General features: G+C 70.4%; 8 protein-coding genes. 5 read left to right on the top strand and 3 right to left on the bottom strand.

Annotated features, from left to right (window positions below):
- Positions 1–193: 193 nt before the first annotated feature.
- The 5 genes from WMF11_RS08975 to WMF11_RS08955 all read left to right on the top strand — a co-directional run bounded on the left by WMF11_RS08975 (position 194) and on the right by WMF11_RS08955 (position 12,376).
- Positions 194–1,606, top strand: coding sequence for a hypothetical protein (locus WMF11_RS08975; RefSeq protein WP_437977178.1), 1,413 nt, complete (start codon positions 194–196; stop codon positions 1,604–1,606).
- A 702-nt stretch (positions 1,607–2,308) separates the two neighbouring features.
- A complete protein-coding gene (locus tag WMF11_RS08970) occupies positions 2,309–4,276 on the top strand; it encodes a DUF2169 domain-containing protein (RefSeq protein WP_437977177.1) in 1,968 nt (655 codons plus the stop codon).
- An 18-nt stretch (positions 4,277–4,294) separates the two neighbouring features.
- Positions 4,295–8,245, top strand: coding sequence for a DUF6531 domain-containing protein (locus WMF11_RS08965; RefSeq protein ID WP_437977176.1), 3,951 nt, complete (start codon positions 4,295–4,297; stop codon positions 8,243–8,245).
- A 379-nt stretch (positions 8,246–8,624) separates the two neighbouring features.
- A complete protein-coding gene (locus WMF11_RS08960; RefSeq protein ID WP_437977175.1) occupies positions 8,625–11,039 on the top strand; it encodes a type VI secretion system Vgr family protein in 2,415 nt (804 codons plus the stop codon).
- A gap of 8 nt (positions 11,040–11,047) precedes the next feature.
- A complete protein-coding gene (locus tag WMF11_RS08955; protein ID WP_437977174.1) occupies positions 11,048–12,376 on the top strand; it encodes a hypothetical protein in 1,329 nt (442 codons plus the stop codon).
- A gap of 82 nt (positions 12,377–12,458) precedes the next feature.
- Here WMF11_RS08955 and WMF11_RS08950 read toward each other — a convergent pair whose 3' ends face one another.
- The 3 genes from WMF11_RS08950 to WMF11_RS08940 form a co-directional block, all read right to left on the bottom strand.
- Positions 12,459–14,378: a protein kinase domain-containing protein gene (locus WMF11_RS08950; protein ID WP_437977173.1), complete on the bottom strand. Its 1,920-nt coding sequence runs from the start codon at positions 14,376–14,378 to the stop codon at positions 12,459–12,461.
- A gap of 5 nt (positions 14,379–14,383) precedes the next feature.
- On the bottom strand, positions 14,384–15,982 hold the full coding sequence (locus tag WMF11_RS08945) for a protein kinase domain-containing protein (protein WP_437977172.1): 1,599 nt from the start codon (positions 15,980–15,982) through the stop codon (positions 14,384–14,386).
- Between the two features lie 251 nt (positions 15,983–16,233).
- A complete protein-coding gene (locus WMF11_RS08940; protein WP_437977171.1) occupies positions 16,234–18,708 on the bottom strand; it encodes a protein kinase domain-containing protein in 2,475 nt (824 codons plus the stop codon).
- Between the last annotated feature and the right edge of the window lie 105 nt (positions 18,709–18,813).

Here is an 18,813-nt window from a genome sequence, read left to right as displayed (position 1 = left end):
CTTCCCGTACTCGAATCAGGATGATTGCAAGCACAAGCCCATGTTCTGCAGCGAGAACGGGGGTGACGCAGGGGGAGCGGGAGGCGTGGGCGCCGGAGGGACCGGGGGTGCCGCGGGGAGCGGGGGCGCGGGCGGGAGCGCAGGTGCAGGGGGGAGCGGAGGTGCTGGGGGAGGGCCGCCGCCCCTGGTGTGCGTGCCCAGCGAGCAGGGCTGGACCGCGGACGCGCGCTGCGGCGTGTTCGTGTCGGCCACGGCGAGCGACGGCGGGAACGGGACGCCCGAGACACCGGTGAAGACGCTCGCCGAAGCCCTCACGCTCGCCGCGCAGAGCGAGGACGAGAGCGGGCGACGCGTGTACGCGTGCGCCCAGACGTTCGAGGAATCGCTCACCGTGACGGTGGGGGTGACCCTCTACGGTGGCCTCGATTGCGATGCACACTGGCAGTGGGGGGAGGCGAACAAGACCACCCTCACCGCGGCGGCCGGGGTTGTGCCCCTGACCATGCGCGCCGAAGACGAGACGGTGCGCCTGGAAGATCTTCATGTCATCGCTCCGTCGATCAATCCGGCCGACGCGGGAACCTCCGCCATCGCAGCGATCGCCGAGAGCTGCGCCGTCGACCTGGTTCGGTCCATCTTCGAGGCGGGAGATGCGGCGTCCGGTGCCCCAGGGGCGTCCCCTCCGCCGCAGCCCGCGCGCCCCCCCCAGGGCAGCCAGGGGAACGCTGCGTGCTCGGCGTACAGTGTAATGACCGTTGCACCGCTGCCCAACGCGTGCGGCACAGAGGACACCTCCGACGACTCGATCGGGGGGCGGGGCGGGAATGGCTTCGAGACGCGCGGAAGCGATGGCAATAGCGGTTCTCCCGGCGCGGAGAACTATCCCAACGATGGCAAATACGTTGTCGTAAACGAGAGGTGTACCGGGGGCCAGGAAGGCAGAGCGGGTGGTCCGGGCGCAGCAGGTGCAGGGGCAGACGGCATCGGCCAGCTCTCCAGCGCCGGCTACACCGGGTTGCCCGGCCGCGATGGCCAACGCGGAGCGACTGCCCAGGGTGGCGGGGGTGGCGCCGGCATCCAGGGAAGCACCGATTGCCCTGATGTGAACCGCCGTGGCGGCGCCAGCGGCGGCAACGGTGGCGCTGGCGGCTGCGGCGGTGCTGGCGGCAGGGGCGGCTCTCCCGGTGGATCGAGCATCGCCCTGGTGAGCATCAACGCAACGCTCACGTTCCGTGAGGGCGTCCAGATGATCGCCGGTAATGGCGGCAGGGGCGGCGACGGTGCCGCCGGCCAGGACGGCGGACCTGGCGCGTATGGCGGGCCGGGCGGGATGGGTTCGAGCACGTACCACGCGCGCGAAGGCTGCAACGGCGGACCGGGAGGCCAGGGAGGCTCCGGCGGCCGGGGCGGCGGCGGTCAGGGCGGCCATTCCCTCGCCATCGCCTTCCAGGGCGCGCCGGGCAGCGCCCCATCCCTCGAGGGCGTGGAGGTCCAATTGGGCCGGGCCGGCGATGGCGGTGCTGGCAGCGATGGCGACCATGTCGGCGATGCCGGTGAGGCCAGCATGCTTCTGGATTTCTCGTCTCAGCAATCGCCGGCGCCATGACGTCCTGCCGGCGTCGCCGCCTCGCTCCGCACCGCGCCCGCGCTCGGCGTTCCGAGCGCATTCCGTGGTGGTCGCCCGGCAACGCTGGCTCCGGTGGTCAGGGCATGACCCTCGCCCACGTCGGCACCAAGGCGGATCGCGAGTAATCCGCTGGAGCTCAACTGGAGCTTCTACCGCTCCCATACGACCCCTTTCTCGAAACCTTCGACCGCTTCTCGACCGGTTCGCACCGGGCGTTCCCCGCCCCCTCGGCGTCCCGCCGCAGCAGCACGCCCGACGGGGGAGCCGCCCGAGAGATCCGCCCCCCAAACGCTCCACCGGCGCCGTACGCAAAAATCGTTCCCTACCGCCCGAACCCGATCCATCTGGTGAACTGGCTTCCATTCACCGTCGCACGCGGTGTATCATTCCAGGTCACGAGGGGGAATGAGCGTGGTTCCGGCCGATGACGCGGAATCAAGTCGAGGGGGCGTCGCTCCTCGCGGTGTTCCGCGCTCGAATGATCGCCTTGGGATGCCGCCACGAAAGTCGGAGCCACGGTCGCGCCCGCCATTCCATCGAGCCGAGGCCCTTCCTCGGCAGCGGCTCCGCTGTCGCGAGCGCGCTGGCCGGATCTCGCACTTGAACAACGACTTCGGATCCGCAGCCGCCGCTCCTCGCTCGTAGACCGTCCGACAATCCCGCCCCCACGCAATGACTCCTATGCGACAAGGATCTATTGAATCCCTACCGATCACCTCGCATTGCCCTTTACAGGCGACCTCGTTCGTATGGCAGACAGCCGACAGACGCCGTTCGCTGACCCTCCTCTGCAAAGCGACTTACGAGCTGTCCCCGGGGCTGTCGCCCCTCGCGCAGGATCAGGACGAGATCTGCGCCGAGGATGTCCCCTGGGAAGGCGACGAGCGGAACAGCCTGCGAGCTCCCAGCGATCTGGTCCCCTTCAAGCGTCGCGCGGACGTCCTGGTCACCGGGCACGTCTATGCACCGCACGGACAACCTGTCCGCTCGCTGATCGCGCGCCTCTCCGCAGGCACGGTGAACAAGGCCATCGCCGTCTACGGTGAGCGCAGCGTGCAGCCGAGCGGAGAGCTCTCCCAACCCGCCGAGTTCACCCGGTTACCGCTCTGCTGGGAGCGCGCCGCGGGTGGCCGCGGCACGAGCAACCCTGCGGGCATCGCGCCCGCTCCGTTCGGGCCCGCCGGCGGTCCGAGTTGGGCGCCCAACTTCCAGCAGCCCGGGATCTACGTCGCCAGCGCGCACGTTCCCATCCCTCCCTCGGGGATGGGCCCCATCGCTCCTGGGTGGCCTGACCGATCGGAGCGGCTCGGTCGCTCCGCGGCCCTGTGGGATCATCGCAACTGGCACGCTCACCCGCTGCCGGACGACATCGACGCGGCCTACTTCAACAGCGCGCCGCCCGACCAGCAGGTGGACAGGCTCGCGCCGGACGAGCGCATCGCGCTGGAGAACCTCCACCCCGAGCACCCGCGCCTCGTCACGCGCCTCGACGGCGTCGTCCCGCGCGTCGTCCTCCGGGCGCCGCACCAACCCGAACGATGGCTGGATCTCCGCTGCGATACGCTGTGGATCGACACGGACCGCGGGGTCTGTTGCGTCACGTGGCGCGGCTCGGTCCCGTACGAGGTCGCGCGGAAAGCGGAGATCCACGTCACCGCCGACGGCGGTCGCCTCGCCCCTTCCGCCGCGGAGAGCACGGTCTTTCTCGGCAAGAGGGACCTCGATGCGGCCCTGGATCGCGATGAGGGCGCCTCCCCGGGCGGCGTGCCGGAAGCCGCGGTCGAGACGACCGCGATCGGCAGCGCCGCCTCGATGGGGGCGTCGCCCCTCCCCTTCGCGCCTGCCGCTCCTGGGATGCTCGCGGGGATCGCCTCATCGGTCGAACATCGCGAACACCGCGCGGCCGAAGCTGACCCGACAGGTACCGTGCTGGCGCCGCTCTTCGTCAGCACCAGGGAGTTGCCTATCGGGTGGACCGGCGGTCAGGGAGCGCCATCGCCCGCGTGGACGGCCGTGGCGCCTGAACCGACCATGGAGGGTCCGATCGATGCGGCGCCCGAGCAGGAACCGCCGTCCGAGAGCGACGCACCGACGGAACGCCCACCTCCGCCGGCGATGCTGGCGGCGATCGCGCTCGCCGACGAGCAGGCGCCAGCGCCGGGCGACGTCGCAGAGCCGGCCGGGCTCGACGCCGAGCCGGAGGTGTTCGCGATCGAGCGATGGGCCGAGATCTCGGCCGAGATCGACAAGGCGCATCGCTCTCGGGCCGAGGTGCTCGGAGCCCACCAGCTGACAGAGCGCGACTTCACCGCCGTCGAGCGGCACTGGAAGGCCGCCCTCGAGGCCGAGGCGGCGAGCGCCGGCTTCTCGCTGCGGTTCAAGCACGACGAAGCGTATGTGGGCGCGCTGGAGCGCCTCCGGGAGCGACCGCTCTCGGTACCGGAGTACGCGCGGATCCTTGCTGCCGGCGGCCGCCGTCAGGTGGTCGAGACGCTCCACGATCTCGAGATGCCCGAGGCGGCTCACCTGCCCATCGTCCGGCTATGGACCGCGAGGCTGGCGCGCGATCCGAAGCTGTCGATCGAGATGATCCAGGCCGTCGCAGCCCTCCGCGAACGAGCGGCGAGCCCGGCGACAACCACGCCCTGAGCAACTGCGGAAGGTACCATGTCCCAGGCCGCCAAGTTCTTCGATCCCGTCCTCGGCATCGACATCCACCTCGTCATCGTGCCGCCCTCGCCGGCACCGGTGCCGCTGCCTCACCCGTTCATCGGGATCGTGTTCGATCCGATCGGGCTGTTGATCTCGGCCGGAATGACCGCCGTCTTCGGCGGCGGCGGGCCCGTCTTCGTGAACAGCGTCCGTATCGGGAACACCGGCACGGACTGCATCGCCATCCCGCACTTTCCGATGCCGCCAGGAGTCTCGTTCCACCCGACGGATGTTCCCGACAACGAGGGGACCCTCGTCACGGGCGCGAAGACCGTCACCTTCGAGGGCTCGTCCGAGGGGCGGATGGGCTCGATGGTCGCGAGCTGCAACTTCCCTCTCAACTTGCCGACGTCGCTGTGCCTCGCCATCCCGCTGGGCGCGCCCGTGGACGTCGGGGGCCCCGAGGCTGTGGACTGGTTCGCGGCGGTGACGCGCGGGATCCGCACCAAGTGGTTCTCCGGCGCGCTCCACAAGGCACTGAACGCCGCCCCGAACTCCAGGTTGAGCAAGCTCATCTGCTTCCTCACCGGCCACCCTGTCGACGTCATGACAGGCGAGGTCCTGACGGATGCCGTGGATTTCGAGCTGCCTGGTCCGCTGCCGCTGAGGTTCGAGCGCAACTACTACAGCCGTGACCGGTATTGCGGCTCGCTCGGTCAGGGTTGGCACCATCCCCTCGACGCGCATGTGACCGAGGACGGCCTCGAGGTCCGGGTGCGCCTCGCGGACGGCCGCGAGCGCGCCCACGACCGCCTGCTGCCAGGACAATCGCTGTGGGACGACCTGGACCGGTACACCCTCGCTCGCCATGAAGACGGCTATCGCCTGACCACGTGGGATGGGATCGCGCATGACTTCCGTGCCGTGCCCGGCGGCGCTCCTCGCGGGCAGGCTGGCGATCGTACCTTCCTGCTCGTGCGCATGTCGGACCGCTGCGACAACGCGATCCAGCTCTACTACGAGCGGGGCCTGCTGCGGCAGATCATGGACAGCGCCGGCCGCAGGATCGAGATCGAGCACACCCGGGATGGGCGCCTGTCGCGGATCTCCTGCGACGGCGTACCGCTCGTGCGTTACGCATACGATGGCTCCTGCTTGGTCGGCGCGACCGACGCGCTTGGCCACTCGTTGCGGTACAGCTACCGGGGCGGCGTGCTCGTCCGTGAGACCAACAAGAACGGGCTCTCGTTTTACTTCGAGTACGACTGGGAACATCCCGAGGGTTGGTGCCTACGCACCTGGGGCGATGGCGGCATCTACGATCGGCGCATCACCTACGACAAGGCGCGCCACACGACGATCGTGGACGACGGGCGCGGCGGCCGCACGCACTATTTCGGCAACGGCGCGGGACTCGTGGAGCGCGAGATCGACCCGACCGGCGTCGAGAAGCGCTACGAATGGGACCACCATTGCCGAAAGGTGGCGGAGGTCGACGGCCTGGGCCACCGGACCGAGTGGGCGTACGACGACCGCGGCAACACCATCCTGGAGACGAACGCGCTTGGGGAGGAGACGAAGCTTACCTTCAATGCATTCGGCCTCCCAGAGGCCGTCGTCGATGCGGCCGGAAGCCGCTGGACCATCGGCTACGATGACCGGGGAAAGCCGATCAAGCTCACCGACCCTCTTGGCCATACGTGCCGCTACCACCACGATCGTCGTGGCCGGCTGAGGAAGAGCGAGAACGCGCTGGGACAGGTGTTCGAGCTCTTGTACGACGATCGAGGCGATCTACTGGAGACCGAGGATCACGAGGGCGGACGAGCCCGCTATGCATGGGACGGATTCGACCGACTCATGGCGTACACCGATCCTGTCGGCAAGAGAACCGCGCTGTCGTGGGATGCGTGCGGTCGGCTGGTCGAGATCCGGTTCCCGGACGGTGGCGTCGAACGGCGAGCCTACGATCCGGAGGGCAACCTCGTCGAGCGAACCGACACGCTCGGCGACACCACCCGCTACCGGTACGCCGGATTCAACAAGCTGGTGGAGCAGATCGACCCCGAGGGGCACTCGGTCCGCTACCATTACGACGTGGAGGAGGACCTCGTCGGCCTCATCAACGAGCTCGGTGAGACGTACCGCATCGACGTCGACCTGGCCGGTCGCGTGGTGCGCGAGATCGGGTTCGACGGCCGCACCCTGGTATTCCGGTACGACCGCGCGGGCCGATGCGTCGAGATGATGAATGGACAGCAGAAGACCACCAGGCTGGAGCGTGACGCCCTGGGCCGCATCACCCGCCAGCTCCTGCCCGGCCGCCCCACGCTCGAGCAGCCGCTGCCGCCGCCCGAGGAGGTGCTGTTCGTCTATGATGCGCGCGGCGACCTCGTGCGAGCGAGGAACCGCGACGCCGACGTGCACATCGAACGAGACGAGCTCGGCCGCGTCGTGGTGGAGCGGGTTGGCAACATGGCCATCGAGAGCCGGTACGACGCCGCGGGGAGGCGCGTGCTGCGGCGCACAAGCAGCGGTCACGTCACGGGCTACGATTTCGACGGCAACGGGCTCTTGCGCGGGCTCGCGGTCCTACCCGACGAGGCCTGGATGGACTTCAATCCGGCGGCACTTCACGCTGACGTGCTGCCCCAACGTGCTCCCTGGTCGGTGCGCTTCGCGCGCGACGCGAGCGGTGCCGAGATCAGGCGAACGCTCCCCGGAGGCGTCGTGGCGCAGTGGGGGCACGATCGCTCAGGTCGGCCTGCATTGCAGCAGGTCTTGCACACGGACACGCCGGTCCTCCGTCGCGAATACACGTGGCGCTCGGACGATCAGATCGCGACCATCGCGGACGAGCACAAGGGCATCACACGGTACGAGCACGATCGACGTTCGTATCTGATAGCGGCCCTCCGGCCTGATGGAACAACGCAATATCGGACGCCGGACGCGGCTGGCAATCTCTACCGGACACCGAATCGCTCGGATCGCATTTATGACCGCGGAGGGGTGCTCAAGAACGCCGACGGGGTAAGCTACGTCCACGATGCCGACGGAAACATAACGGAGAAGGTTCTGCCTGATGGGCGAGCGTGGAAGTACCTCTGGGACGGCGCTGGCCAGCTCCGGGACGTGGTCCGGCCGGACGGGGAGGTCGTCTCATTCGCGTACGATGCGCTGGGGCGGCGGGTGCGCAAGACATTCGGCGAACAAACGACGACGTATGTTTGGGACGGCGACGACGTCGTCCATGAGGTGCGGCCAGGCTCAGATTTAACGACGTGGGAGTTCGAGCCGGAGACGTTCGCGCCGATCGCCAGGTTCGAAGGGAACCGGTGCCACGGCATCGTCAATGATCACCTCGGCACACCGATCGCGCTCTTCGATCAAGCGGGCCAGATCGCATGGAAGGCGCACATTGACATCCACGGAACAACGCAGAGCGACGCGACGCAAACGCCATGTCTCTGGCGCTGGCCGGGACAATATGAGGACAGCGAAACCGGGCTTCGATACAGCCGATTTCGATACTACGACCCCAAGACAGATCGCTTCATCTCGCAAGACCCGATTGGTCTACGCGGCGGCCTCGGGCTCTACACATATGTCTCCAATGTTCTCACATGGACAGATCCATTCGGCCTAGCCTCTTGCAAATCCGCAGCGAAGGCCAAACTAAGAGAGCTAGGTCTCGACGGCGTGAATCTGGCTGGAAAATCGTTCAACTCCGGCAAAAAAGCGCTAGAAAAAGCTGGATTCGAGCTAGTGGAGATCACCAAGACCGGCCGAAAAACATTCTTAAACACCAAAACCGGCACAAAGGTCCATTTTGACTCAGGCAGAGCACTAACACCATTCCAAAGCAATCACTGGCACATCTACGACAAAGCGGGGAATTCAATCAGTCGCTCAGGACGGATTGTCGCGGACGGGAAATACGCCGGACACATCCCCGCCAACTAGCCATGAATTACCGACGAGAACCCCAAGAGATCGATACATCGAGACGGTGGCGCAAGTTCGTCGCAAGCAGAAGGGAGCTTTTCCAAGCAGTTGGAATCCCCCTATTCTTACAAGACAACAAGGACCGGTTCGACCATTGGCTAATGCATGGACTTCACCCAGAGGATCAATCTAGATTTTCATCAAACCAACTAACATCCGACGCAAGAAAGCTTTTATTTGAGCTCGTGGACGCATACTTCGCCGAAGGCTTCGAAGATCCCGGCATCGTGATCTTCAGCAATGAAGAGCTAGCTGCTCTATCGAATCCGCCTCCACTCGTCAGACACTTTCATTCTCCAAACCCGGAGTCGAATATACAAGGACGAAGGAGAAAAAGATGAACAGCACCGACTTCGCCTTCGCCTTCGAGTCCGCCGCCGGCCCCGCCGGCCCCTTCTCCCACCTCCGCGTGGTGGCCTTCTCCGGCCGCGAGGCGATCTCGGCGCTCTATCGCTACACGCTCGTCCTCTACGCCCGCGAGCCCGCCGATCCGGTGGATCCCGACGACATCGTGGGCCAGCGCGCCACCCTCCGGATCCTCACCCAGACCGAACCGCTCGTCCGGTACGTGCACGGCGTGATCACCGAGGCGGAGGAGATCGGCCCGGTACCGCACGGCATGCTCTACCAGGTCACGCTGGAGCCGCCGCTCGTGCGCATGGCGCACCGGACGCGCAGCCGCATCTTCCTCGAAAAGACGACCCGTCAGATCCTGGAAGCCGTCCTCCTCGGCGAGCCCCTGATGTCCGCGGGCGACACTCCGCTCCAGCCGGGCGACTCTCTCGACGCTCCCTTCGCCCCCGCGGCGGAGCAGTTCGCCTTCCGCGTCCAGGACCTCCGCCGCATCACGGACGTCTCGACCCGGCCCTACTGCGTCCAGTACAACGAGAGCGACCTGGCGTTCCTGTCTCGCCTGCTCGAAGAAGAGGGCCTCCGCTACCACTTCGAGAACAGCGAGTCGACCTGCCTGCTCGTCCTCTCCGACACCGACGGCGGCGCCCTGCGACCAACCCCACCTCTGCGGCTCGGCCCCGACCTGCTCGGCCGCGCGCTCACCTCCATCCAGCTCGGCCGCCGACTGCGCGCGTCCAAGGTATCGCACACCGATTACAACTGGAAGAAGCCGGTCCTCGCCATGAACGTCGACATCCCCTCCAAAGGCGCCGGGAGCGACCTCTTCGAATCGACATACCCCGGCCTCTATCCGGACGCCCCGGACCAGGGCAAACCGCTCGCCGGCGCGCGCCTCGGCCGACTGCAGAGCGAGGCGCGGTATGCGCTGCTCTCGTCCACCAGCCGCGTGCTCTCCGCGGGCGCCGTGCTCGGCGTGGAGCACCCCGAGAACCGCTACGACGGCGAGTACCTCGCCACCTCGGTCGACGTCCGCGGCGAGTCGCTCGGCGAGCTGCCGCCAGGCTCGCCGGTGGCCCTCTCGGGTGTCCCGTACTCCGCCCGGATCGAGTGCGCGCGCCGCGGCAAGAGCGGCTCCCCCGCCGAATCGGGCTTCCGGCCGGCACGCACCACGCCCAAGCCGCGCATCGTCGGCTCGCAAACGGCGTTCGTCACCGCGGAGCCGTCCACGAAGGGGGCCGAGATCCACGTCGGCGGCCCTCCAGGCGCCGAGATCGGGTGCGTGCGCGTCAAGTTCCACTGGGACCTCGAGGCCGAGCGCCACACCAAGGAGCCCTCGTCGTGCTGGCTGCGCGTCAGCCAGATGTTCGCCGGCGCCGGCGAGGGCGGCGTATGGCACCCCCGCGTCGGGACCGAAGTGGTCGTCGAGTTCCTCGACGGCGACCCCGATCGGCCCATGGTGACCGGGCGCGTATACAACGGCAAGAACCGGCCGCCCGCCTCAGGCAGCGGCGCGCCCACCGTCAGCACCTTCAAGTCGACGTCCAGCCCGGGCGGCGGCGTTCACAACGAGCTCTCATTTGACGACGCGGCCGGGCATGAGCAGGTCAAGCTGCACGCCGGCAAGGACTACAACGCCGAGGTCGGCCACGATCGGAGCGAGGCCATCACCAACAACAGCACGTCGAGCGTCGGCGTCGACCGCGCCGAGTCCACCGGCAACAATCGCACGAGCTCCGTCGGGCTGAACAACACGGAGACCGTCGGCATCACGGAGAGCGTCTCCATCGGCCAGATCCAGAACGTCTCCGTGGGCACGCTCCAGACGATCGGGGTGGGCGTCCATCAGAGCCTCTCGGTGGGAGTGAGCCAGATGGTCAACGTGGGCATCGCGCAGACCGAGAGCATCGGCGTGGCACGCTCCGTGACGGTCGGCGTCAGCGACTCGCTGACCGTCGGCGCCAACCAGTCCATTCACGTCACCGGCCATCGGGGCGACACGGTGATGGGCACCGTGGAGGAAAACGTCATCGGCGCGAAGACGGTCAACATCGTCGGTCCCAGCGTCGAGACGGTCACGGGGCCCCGCTCCCTCACGGTCACCGGCCCGATGAGCCACACCGTGACCGGGCCGGTGTCGCGGATCGGCGCACTGACGATGGACGAGAACGTCGGCGTCAACGCGACCGTGAGCGCCGGTGTCAACCTCACCCTCGCCGGCGGCGCGCAGGCCGCCCTCAGCGCGCCCGTCATCTACGTCACCGCCGCGGGCGAGGTCATCATCTCGGGAGGCGGCGCCTCCATCAAGCTCAGCGGCGCGGGCGTGGAGATCTCGGGCGCGGCGGTCAAGATCTCCGGCGGCAGCGTCGACGTCACCGGCGGCGTCATCAAGCTGAACTGAGGCGGACCATGGACCCGATCACCGTGGCGACGAGGCGCTTCCTGCGCGATCTCGATCGCCTCTGGAAGCAACGCCCGGACCGCATCGCGAGGCTCGTCGCCAGCTCCGGCGACCGGGGCCACGTGGTCAAGGCGATGCGCCTCGCCGAATACGACCCGTCCAGCCGGAGACCTCTCTTCGTGTACGACGCTGCGTTCGAAGCCGTCGAGCCCTACTTCGCGGGGCTGTGCGATCGCATCTCGACCGACTACGAGCTCGTCCGCAGAGGTGTCGCCGACGAGGGCGTCACGCTCGCCCGCTTCTCGCTGCCCGCCCGCGCACCCGCGCTCTCACCCGAGGCGCACGCGGTCACGGTGCTCACCGCTGCATCCGAGCGACTGTCATCCCATCTGGACGGCGCGCTCGTCGCCCTGCTCCCGAGATCGATCGCCAACACACCCGCATGGCGCGGGTCGCTCGAGCGGTTGTCTCGGTCGGCGCGGCCGCCCTCCTTGCGCATCGCCGTGCTCGATGCCGAAGAGGGCCCGCTCTCGAGCGTGCTCGGGCCGGAGGGCGCGCGATTCTCGTTCGACCTCGATGAGCTCTTGGATTTCGTCGAGCAGCAGTCAGACCGGAAGTCGGAAGGCCCCCCGGTCCCTCCCGGGCCAGCCCTGACTCCGCAGCAGCGCGCGGACTTCGAGCAGGCGACGGGCCGCACGATGCCCGTGCCCGAGACGGCTGCCGCCATCCAGGCGTGCTTCCTGGAGGGCGCGCGCGCCGCCGCAAAGAACGACTTCAAGGCGACGGCCGAGGCGTATCGCCGCGCTCGCGACCTGTGCCACAGCGAGGGCCTCGCGGCCCAGGAGGCCGGGGCGACGTTCGCTCTCGGCGGCGCCTACCTGGCCGCGGGCGCCCGCCCCATGGCCCAGGCCACCTACGGCCAGGCGGCGTTGCTCGCCGCGCATCAGCAGCTGTGGAGCATTGCATGCCAGGCCAAGCTCGGCGAGGCGGGCGTGGGATGGATGGCAAGCGACTTCGTACGCGCGGCCCGCGCATACGCCGAGGCGGCCTCGCTTGCCGAGCGCGGGGACATCGCCCAGCTCCGCATCGAGGCGCTGCGGATGGAGGGCCTATGCCATCAGCACCGCGGCGCCGAAGCCGAAGCAATTCAGGCATGGCGCAAAGCCGTCGACGCGGGCACGGCCGCGGATGAACCAGCGCGCCGCGCGAGCACCTTTCGCGAGGTGGTGACGACGCTCGCGGACCTGATCGAGCGGCGCGGCCTCCGGCCGCAGGCGATGCACCTCCGTGCCCTTCTGGGCGCCATGGACGTCCAGGAGCCGAAGGGACACGCCTGATCAGGCAAGCACCAGCGGTGCGTCGAAGGCGACATGCGCCCTCAGTTCCTCGGATGCCTGGCTCCCCCGCGCGCAACACCGCTCAGGGAGCGTAGGGATCCTTCTTCTTCGCCTGGTCCCGCAGGCAGTTCGTCCGCATGAACCCTGTCTTGCCCGCGCACGGATCCACGGGTTGCCGCCGGGCGGCCGGTTGCTGCGCAGACCGCGACGGCGCGGGCGCGGGCTGCGCCGGAGGCTGACTCCTGGGCTGCGCCGCGACGACCGCCCGCGCCGACGCAGGCGCCGCAGCAGGCGGCGACGCCGCGACCACCGGCGCCGCCGCCTCCACCGCCGGCTGGCTCCGCTCCACCGACGCCGGCTCCACGCCCGCCGGCCCCGCGTCCGCCGGCCCCGCGTCCGGCGCGCTGTTCGCGCCGCCGGCATCCACCGGCTCATCCACCCTGGGCGGCTCAGCCGCCACCGAAGCCTGAGGCGCAGCGGTCGCCGGCGGGGGCGGCGGGTCCGGCGGCCTTGCGGCGCTCGCGGCGCTCTCGATCCCGGCCTCCGGCAGCGCATCGATCCCGGCTGCGCTCTCCGTGGGCGCTGGCGCGCGCAACGCGACGAAGAGCGCTGCGCCCACCAGGCCAGCCGCGCCGGCGGCGAGCGCCGCGATGGCCGGGCCTGGAAGGCGCTTCCAGCCTGCCTGCCGCCGCGGCGGCGTCCGCGGCGCCTGCAGAGGCACCGGCGTTGCGCGCGCTGCCCAGGGCGACGGCTGCGGGCCTCGTCCTGCCTCCGGGCCGGGCACGAGCGGCGCGGTCGTCGATTTCCCCGGCTCACCGTGGCCCCATGCGGGCGACGCGCCCAGCGCCGCCTCGGCGCTCGCCATGGCCTCCGGCTCGAGCCTCTGGGTCAGCTCGGCGTTCCACTCCCGCTCCGGCGCCCCGCTCGCCATCGGCGACACCGGCGCCCCGCTCGCCATCGGCGACACCGGCGCCCCGCTCGCCATCGGCGACACCGACGCCCCGCTCGCCATCGGCGACACCGGCGCCCCGCTCGCCATCGGCGACACCGGCGCTCCTGCCGGCGCCGCGCCGGGAAACGCGGGCGCCGCCATCGCCGCCCCCTGCGCACCGCCCCCGCCCCCGACGGCGACGCCCGCCCTCGCGCCCGCCGCCGTGTACCCATCGAGGAGGTCCGCGATCTCCGCGGCCGACCCGATCCGCTCGTCCCGGTGACGCGCCATGCACCGCGCCACGAGCTCCACGAGCCCCGGGTCCACCCGCCGCACGTACCGGGAGATCTTCGGTATCTCGCCCGTCAGGATGCCGGTGAAGACCGCCCTCGCGTCCCCCTGGAACGGCCGCATGCCCGTCAGCATCTCGAACAGCACCACGCCGAGCGACCAGATATCGGCCCGGTGGTCGACGTTCGGCTCGGCCCTCACCTGCTCCGGGCTCATGTAGAGCGGCGATCCCACCGCGCCGCCCGTCGCCGTGCGGATGCCGTCGTTCACGGAGAGGTTCTTCGCGACCCCGAAATCGAGCACCTTCACCACCGGCTCGTCCGCGTCCGCCTCGCGGTGCAGGAAGATGTTCGCCGGCTTCAGATCGCGGTGGACGATGTGCAGCGCGTGCACCGCCGCGAGCCCCCTCGCCACGTCTCGCCCGATCGACGCCGCCACGTCCGCGTCGAGCCGCCGCCTGCGCACGAGCAGCTCCGCGAGCGTCTCTCCGGTGAGCAGCTGCATCACCAGGAAGGGCTCGCCGAACTCGGTCTCCCCCATGTCATACATGTCGATGACGTTGCGGTGCCGCAGCGCCCCGCCATTGCGCCCTTCGCGCTGCAGCCGCCGGCGGAGCTCGGCGTCCGGGCGGTGAATCAGCTTCAACGCCACCTCGCGCGACGTGGACAGGTTGAGCGCCGCCCACACGACGCCCATGGACCCCTCTCCCAGCCGCCGCACCAGCTTGTACTTCTCGGCGATCACCAGTCCGGCAGCGATCTGCGTGAAAGAGGTGGACATCGAGCTCAGCAGGGTGGGTCGAGGCGCTTCGCCGCGGCGGGCGAGGTCGCTTTACCTAGCGCAAACGAGAGGGCGACGCGGAAGGTAGCACGCTCTCCGCCGGGGTTCCTCGGGCGCTCCACCTCGCTGCGCCGCAAGAGATACCCCGCGGCCATCCCGATCCCCAGGAGGAGCGCCGCCGCGACCACGGCCATCGCGATCCACACGACAGGCGAGCGGGCGGGCGCAGGCGGCGGCCTCTTCGGCTCGGGGAGCGGATCGAGCGGCACCGTGCCGCCGAACGACAGCGCCTTTCCGAGGGGAGCGGCCGGACGCGCGAGCGACGCGCTGGACGCGCTGGCCGCTGATCGATAGGCGGCCGCCTGCTCCGGTGACATCTTGAGGGTCCCGCGGTCCCCCAGCAGAGGATTGCTCGCCATCCGCTCCCGATGCCCCGGTGTCGCCGCCCCGCCCGCCGCCGGCTGCTCCGGCCACGCGCCCGCCGCCGGCTGCCCCGGCCACGCGCCCGCCGCCGGCTGCTGCGGCGACGCGACCGCCCCGCGCGGCCCCGACACAGGCGTGATCGGGTGCCCCTGCGGGGACTGCAGATGCGCCATCGACGCCGGGAGCGGCGTCCCGGTCGCCGGCGTCGGCGACCGCCCGGGAGCGGCCCCACCCCACGACCCTCGCCCGAGCTGCTGCGGGATCTCGTGCCGCAGCTCCGGCGACGACCCCGACCTGGAGGGCACGCGCTGCGGCGCCGACGGCGTGACGAACGGCTCGAGCGCCGCCGCGACATCGGCCGCCGAGCGCGGTCGCTTCTCGCGATCGCGCTGGAGACACTGCGTCACGAGCGCATCGAGGCCGGGATCGATCTGCCAGACAGACTGGGACACCGCCGGGATGTCGCCGTGCAGCACGTTTCTCAGGAGCTCATGCGCCTTGCCCTCGATGGGCCGCCTGCTCGTGAGCATCTCGAACATCACCACGCCGAGCGCCCAGAGGTCCGCGCGAGTATCGATATCGCTCTGCGCCCGCACCTGCTCCGGGCTCATGTACGCCGGCGAGCCGATGAGGATGCCTGTCGCGGTCTTCACCTGTTGAGGACCCGCGAGGAACTTGCTCACGCCGAAGTCGAGTATCTTGACGATGGCATCGCCGTCGCCAGGCTCGGTGTGGAGAAAGATGTTGGACGGCTTCAGGTCGCGGTGGATGATGCCCCGCTCGTGCGCGGCGGAGAGGCCACGCGCGATGTCCCGAGCGATGCGCGAGGCATCGTGGATCTCCAGCTTGCGCTTGCGCTTGAGCAAGGACGAGAGCGTCTCGCCGGAGAGCAGCGGCATGACGAGGAACGGATCGCCGTTCTCCGTCTCGGCAGCATCGTAGATATCGACGATGTTCCGATGGCTCACGGCGCCGCAAGCGCGCGCCTCCCGCAGCAGCCGGACGCGGAGCTCCGGGTCGGGCCGCACCAGCAGCTTGAGCGCGACCTCCCGGGAGGTAGCCTCGTTGTGCGCTGCCCAGACGACGCCCATCGCCCCTTCGCCGATCCGCCGAAGAAGGCGGTATTTGCCGCCAATGAGCGCACCTGGCGGCGGCGCGGCAAGAGCCGAAGGGGACTGCATGGGGTGGTCTCGCTGGAGGACGGACGTGGCAGCAGGTCGACGGAGCTTCGAAGAAGTGTCGCAGGTGAGGCAGCGCACCGTCAAGAAAAGCTGCTGGCCGGGCTCGCAGAGCGCGAAGCCGGCTCCGGCGCTTCCGGTGTGGGCACGCGCTCATCGCACGTGATCGCGGCCACGTCGTCGCTGCCCGGGAATCGCGGCGCTACCGTGACGTCATCTCGGGAGGGGCGGCCCGAGCCGCGGAGAGGCCGAGTCTATTTCTTGAGCTTCGCCTCGCACTGCTTCTTCGCCAAGAACCGGAGATGAGCGCACGAGGCCGCGGATGGCGCAGGAGCAGCCTTCGCGGGCTGCGATGTCGCGGGAGGCGCCCCGAGCGTCGAGCTGCCCGGCTTCGCGCCGCTCGCCGTCCCCGGCGCCGTGCCCGCGCCGCCGCCCGGCGCCGACGCGCCGGCCGCGCTGCTCGCCGGAAGGGCGCTCGGCGCCGAGGGCACGGGCGGCGCCAGCGCCGAGGAGCCAGGCGGCGCCAGCGCCGAGGAGCCAGGCGGCGCCAGCGCCGAGGAGCCAGGCGGCGCCTCCGCGGGTGGCGCCGAGGGGTCCTGCGCCGGGAGCTCCTCGGTCCGCGGCGGGGCTCCCCCGCGCTCCGGCGGGGCGACCGTGTCTCCTCCGGCGCGGTCCAGCGACGGCATCGCGCTCCCGGACACTTCCGGCGCGGCGGAGGACGTCTCCGGCGACCTCAGCGAGATGAGCATCCCCACGACGATCAGCGACAGCGCAGCAGCCACGATCGCGAGCGTCGCGGCCGTACGCTTGCGCCTCGGTTCGCCGCCGTGCGGGGCCCGCCCCTGAGCGTCCTGGGCCTGGTGCGCCCCGACCTGATGGACCGACGGGTGGTTCGAGACGAGCGGGGTCGTCGACGAGCTCCCGGCCTGGCGCGGCGCGCCCGTCGCCGTGGACGCGCCCGACCTGGAGTCCGAGGCGCTCGCGCCCGGTTCCGGGCCGAGCCTCGCGGCCGCTGCCGAGCTCCAGTTCGACGGCGCCGCGAGGCCTCCGGGCGGCAGCGCGCCAGCAGGGCCGAGGCCGCCCGGCCCCGCCCCTGGCTCGGGCATCGGCGGCGCGTTCATGCGCACCGTCATCGCCCACGAGCCCTGCTGCGGCGCCGCCACGGGCGCAGGCTGCACCGGAGCGGCTGGCGCCGCGCTCGCCTGGGACGGCTCCGGCGCTGCAAACGCCGCCACCGACGCCGACGGCGGCCGAGGCGCAGCGGCGGCAGGCCCCGCCGCCGGATAGGCCCCCGACCCGGCGCGCGGCCCCGCGGCCCCGGCCGCATCCGCGTTCCGCCGCGTGAGGGGCAAGGTCGCCACGTCCTCTTCCCGCAGCGCGCGCACCACGGACGCCGCGGCCAGGTGCTGGCCCGAGCTGCCCGGACGCCGAGGGACCGCGCCCGCCGCATGGCCGGCGCCCGACGCTGGCCCCCCATCCGCCACGCGGCTCATGCCCGACGCTGGCCCCGCAGCCCCCTGCCCCAGCGACCTGTGCACCTCTGGCGACTCCTGCACCGGAACCGGGGCCCGCGGCCCCCCACCGAGCAGCGCCAGCGGCAGCGCTCCCGCGCCCCCCTCGACGCTCCCCGACCGGTTCACCACCGACGCGGGTTGCGCCACCGACGCAGGCGGCGCCGCGAGCGCCGACCCGGGGTGCGCCACCGACGCAGGCGGCGCCGCGAGCGCCGACCCGGGGTGCGCCGCGAGCGCCACCGTGCCGCCTTGCGACTCCTCCCAGCCGCCGTCCACGTCCTCGTCCGGGGGCGCCCCCCGCCCCTCCGGCGACGACTGCCGCAGCGCCGCGTCCCTGCCCGGACCCGCGCCGCGCTCCGCGTACCGATCGAGCAGCGCCGCGACCTCCGCCGCAGAGCCGATCCGGTCCGCGCGCTCCCTGCGCATGCAGCGGGCGATCAGGTCGACGAGCCCCTGGTCCACCCGCCTCAGGTACTTGGACACGGTGGGGATCTCGCCGGTCAAGATCCCCATGAACACCGCCTGCGCGTCCCCCTGGAACGGGCGCATGCCCGTCAGCATCTCGAACAGCACGACGCCGAGCGCCCAGATGTCGGCCCGGTGATCGACGTTCGGCTCGGCCCTCACCTGCTCCGGGCTCATGTAGAGCGGCGACCCGACCGCGCCGCCCTGCACCGTGTGCAGGCCGTCGTTGACCGAGAGGTTCTTGGCGACCCCGAAATCGAGCACCTTCACCACCGGCTCGTCCATGTCCGGCTCGCGGTGCAGGAAGATGTTCGCCGGCTTCAGATCGCGGTGGATGATGTGCATCGCGTGCGCCGCCGCGAGCCCCCTCGCCACGTCTCGCCCGATCGACGCCGCCACGGGCGGGTCGAGCCGGCGCCGCCGCGCGAGCAGCTCGGCCACGGTCTCCCCCGTGAGCAGCTGCATCACCAGGAACGGCTCCCCGGCCTCGGTCTCCCCCATGTCGTAGATGTCGATGACGTTCCGGTGCCGCAGCGCCCCGCAGTTGCGCGCCTCGCGCTGCAGCCGCAGCCGGAACTCGGTCTCCGGCCGGTGGATCAGCTTCAGCGCCACCTCGCGGGCCGTCGCCACGTTCACCGCCGCCCAGACCACGCCCATCGCCCCCTCGCCGATCTGGCGCAGGAGCCGGTACTTCCTGTCGATCAGCACACCGGACGCGAGCAATGTCGAGCTCTTCGGCGAGGGCATCATCGGCTTTCCGGAAGCGCGGCGCGCCCCGCCGTCACGGAGCGCGCACGGACGGCCGCGACCGGCAGAGCGAGGCGAGCCACGGCGCACCCGCGACGCCCCCGCCGC

Origin of the sequence: Sorangium sp. So ce295 (assembly GCF_051527405.1) — a bacterium.
GTDB classification, from domain to species: domain Bacteria; phylum Myxococcota_A; class Polyangia; order Polyangiales; family Polyangiaceae; genus Sorangium; species Sorangium cellulosum_B.
This window is presented reverse-complemented; position numbering and strand designations above follow the sequence as displayed.